Origin of the sequence: Streptomyces sp. NPDC048411, from assembly GCF_040704695.1 — a bacterium.
Taxonomy (GTDB): domain Bacteria; phylum Actinomycetota; class Actinomycetes; order Streptomycetales; family Streptomycetaceae; genus Streptomyces.
Map to the genome: position 1 here is coordinate 1 of NZ_JBEZKL010000265.1, position 3659 is coordinate 3659.

A 3659-nucleotide genomic window follows, 5' to 3' on the forward strand; every position below is an offset into this window, starting at 1 on the left:
AGCATCACCGCCACAAGGACGTCTACGAGCACTCGCTGACCGTTCTGGAGCAGGCGCCGGTGCACCGGCCACCGCGTGGGTCACGGCCGGGGGAATGACCGTGTCCGTGAGCGGTGTGGCGAGGCGCGGGTGGACAGGGAGCTCCTGCGGTCCGTGCCGGTCATGCTGCCTCGGCCTCCAGACGGCTCGGAGGGTTGCGCGGCGAGCGGAGTATTCCGGCTGTGCACGCCGCCACGACGCAGAACCCCAGGGGTAGCAGGAAGGTCAGGTTGAGCGGGACGAAGTGCGTCAGCGGTCCGATGACAGCGGGGCCGGCCAGCATGCCGAGATAGCCCAGACCGGCGACACGCGAGACATTCGTCCCGGCGGCGCTCGGGTCGGCGTGGCCCGCGGCGCTGAAGAGCTGGGGGATGCAGCCGGACAGCCCGGCCCCGAACACGGCCCAGCCGACCAGGGCCAGTGGGATCCAGGTGGAGAATGTGGCCGTCGTCAGCCCGACCGCGGCCAGGGCCGCCCCGTAGCGGAGGACGGCGACGGGCCCGAAGCGCATGGCCACTCGGTCGGTCAGCAGCCGGCCGATGGTCATGGCGGTCGAGAACGCACCGTACGCGAGAGCGGCGGTGGCGGCGGTGGCGTTCAGGATGTCCCGCAGATGCAGAGTGCTCCAGTCGTTGGCCACTCCTTCGCAGAGCATGAGCATCAGCGCGAGCGCGGCCAGCGCCCAGATGCGGCGGGGTGTCCGGTGCACCGGTTGTGTCCCACCGGCGGGAGCCTCCCCGGCAGGCGAGGGGGCGTGTTCGGCCGGCAGGAGCCCGCGGGCGGCGAGTGCGGCGACCGCGAGACCGAGGGCGGCCACCGAGCCGAGGGTCACCGCCGGGCTCCAGCCCCAGCTGAGCGTGCGCGCGCCCACCAGCGCGGCAAGGACGCCGCCGATGGAGAACGTGGCGTGGAAGGCGGACATGACGGGGCGTCGATAGCCCCGCTCGACCTGAATGGCGTGGGCGTTCATGCTGACGTCCAGACAGCCGTTGCCGAGTCCGAGCAGTGCGAGTGCGGCTCCCAGCGTCCACGCGTCCATGGCCAGGCCGGGAAGGACCACGGCCGCGCTGCACAGAGCCGCGCCCAGTGGTACGACGATGCGGGCGCCCCACCGATCAGTGAGTGGGCCCGTGATCCGCATCCCCACGAAGGCTCCCGCGCCGAGGAGCAGCAGCAGCCAGCCGAGCACGGCATGACTGATCCCCACGTGGCGCTCGACAGCAGGGATGTGGACGACCCACATCCCCAGGACGAAGCCGTTCAGGGCGAAGTAGGCGGTCGTGACCAGACGGCCGGTCCGCAGCGATCTCTCCATGCCAATGAACATATCCAACATCATTGGTGTTCGAAAGATTGCGTTGCGAACATCGATGGTGTTCTATTGCTGATGTGGCGAGTGCAGATCGACTGAGACGGATCACCGAGGCGGTGCGCGACGCGGGCAGTGCCGGCGTCGCGGAACTGGCCGCCCTGACCGGCGCGTCGGAGATGACCATCCGCCGTGACCTGGAGACCCTGGCCGAGCAGGGGATTCTGGAGCGATACCGCGGAGGAGCGAGGAGCCTGCTGCTGCGCGGCGACGAACCCCCCTTCGGGCTGCGGGCGACGGAGGGGCTGGAGGCCAAGCGACGCATCGCCTCCGAGGTTGCCGGGCTGATCGCCGACGGGGAGTCCGTCGTCCTCGACAGCGGCACCACTTGCCTGGAAGTGGCCCGCGCACTGGAGCACCGCCGCCTGACGGTCATGCCACTGTCCCTGCACGCGGTGAACGCACTCACCGGAGCGCCGGACCTCACGCTGCTGGTGCCCGGTGGCCGCCCCCGGGCGGGCGAGCTCGCGCTCACCGGCCCGCTCACCGAGGCATCGCTGGCCGCCTTGCGTTTCGACACCGCGGTCATCGGCTGCTGCGGACTGAACGCGGCGAACGGCCTGACCGCGTACGACCTGGACGACGCCGCCGTCAAGCGGACCGCGATCGCATCGGCCCGCCGTGTCATCGCGGTCACGGACGGCGCGAAGCTCTCCCGTACCGCCCTCGCTTTCGTCGCGCCCGCCACCGCACTGCACGCCGTTGTCACGGACGAGGCCGCACCCGAGGCGGAGGTCGCCGCACTCGCTGCGGCGGGCGTGCACGTGCGACAGGTATGACCTGCACGTCAGTTGAACCGCACGGGCACGCCACTCCTTCACACGCTCCGGGACGACTCAGCCGTAGCGGTCGAAGAGCGTGGAGGTACTCCTCCAGCCTGCTGGTGAGCAGGGCCTGGGTGGGGCCGGATTCGAGGCCATGCCGCGGCTGCGCCTGAGACCGCCCGACCCCTGACCCCGGTCCGGCTGCCGCTGTGACACGCGTACGGTTCGCGCCCCCGCGACGGCGGAATGATGAAAGAGTTCTCGGTGCAGTGGGACACGCCGATGTCCGCGTGACCGAATGTCCGTATGCCGACGATGGGACAGAGTCCATGCCTCTCAAGGGTGAGTACGAGCCGAGCCCTGCACAGTGGGTCCGCGATCAGGTTGAGCTGTTCGAGAGCTCGGGCGGCACGGAGGGGACCACGATGCGCGGTCTGCCGGTCATCATCCTGACCACGCGCGGAGCCAAGAGCGGCAAGATCCGCAAGACACCGCTGATGCGGGTCGAGCACGACGGAACGTACGCCGTGGTCGCCTCGCTGGGCGGCGCTCCCCGGCACCCCGTCTGGTATCACAACATCACGGCGGACCCCCGGGTGGAACTCCAGGACGGCCCGGTCCGGCAGGACATGAACGCCCGTGAGGTCACCGGTGAGGAGAAGGCCATGTGGTGGGAGCGCGCGGTCCAGGCGTTTCCCGACTACGCGGACTACCAGCTGAAGACCGACCGGCAGATTCCCGTCTTCGTCCTGGAGCCTGCGGCCCAGAGCCACTGACCACGGCCAGGAGGAGGCACCATCCGGGGTATCCGGCCCCCGGGACCAAGGGGACACTCGCGGACGAGGTACCGCTCTGGTTCGCCATGCTGGACACCCACCCACCTGCTGTGATTGCGCACGGTCACCCTCCGGGGTGCGGTAGTGAGAGGGCACTGATTGGCTGCGACGTGTCCCCAACCCCTCCCGTCCCCAGGAGCGATGATGAGCGTTGCAGGCGAGTCCGCCAGTCGTGCGCAGCAGATGCAGGACAAGGTCCGTGAGCTGAACGAGCGTGCCGAGCAGACGAGCGATCCCAAGGAACGCCGCAGGCTGCACGACGAGGTCCGGCGCCTGCTTGAGCCCATACAGCAGGGCGGACGCGCAGCCGAGGACAAGCGCGGACGCCGTACCGGCAGCCGGAGGGACGAGTTCCCGCCCCGGTGACGCACCGTTCGCATCCAGCGGTACCGATGGCCTCCCCCGACCTGCAGGGGAGGCCATCCGTGCCCGGTAAAAGGACTTCCCTCGCTCTGCCTGTCGCCGTCGACCTCGACACAATGAACAAGGTGCTGACGATCGGCCGCGGCACGGGTTGCGCGCTGGCGAAGAGAGGCGAGCACCCTCTGGATCTTCGTCCGCGACCCGGGCTTCCGCGCCAAGGCCTAGGGCGTGTTTCGAAAGTCCCGCCTGCCAGGCGGCGTCTGGCACGCACGCTCGCTGCGTTGTCGG

The 3659-nt window shown here is 69.7% G+C and carries 4 protein-coding genes; 3 read left to right on the top strand and 1 reads right to left on the bottom strand.

The annotated features are described in order from the left end of the window. Nucleotides 1-160: 160 nt before the first annotated feature. A complete protein-coding gene (locus AB0915_RS38585; RefSeq protein WP_366695997.1) occupies nt 161-1354 on the bottom strand; it encodes an MFS transporter in 1194 nt (397 codons plus the stop codon). Nucleotides 1355-1428: 74 nt separating this feature from the next. Between AB0915_RS38585 and AB0915_RS38590 the strand changes: the two genes are divergently transcribed. The 3 genes from AB0915_RS38590 (at nt 1429) to AB0915_RS38600 (ending at nt 3374) form a co-directional block, all read left to right on the top strand. Beyond that, the gene (locus AB0915_RS38590; RefSeq protein WP_366695999.1) at nt 1429-2187 is read left to right on the top strand and encodes a DeoR/GlpR family DNA-binding transcription regulator; all 759 of its coding nucleotides are present in this window, start codon (nt 1429-1431) and stop codon (nt 2185-2187) included. A 314-nt stretch (nt 2188-2501) separates the two neighbouring features. After that, a complete protein-coding gene (locus AB0915_RS38595; protein ID WP_366696001.1) occupies nt 2502-2948 on the top strand; it encodes a nitroreductase family deazaflavin-dependent oxidoreductase in 447 nt (148 codons plus the stop codon). A 201-nt stretch (nt 2949-3149) separates the two neighbouring features. After that, on the top strand, nt 3150-3374 hold the full coding sequence (locus AB0915_RS38600) for a DUF6381 family protein (protein ID WP_366696003.1): 225 nt from the start codon (nt 3150-3152) through the stop codon (nt 3372-3374). Nucleotides 3375-3659 lie beyond the last annotated feature (285 nt).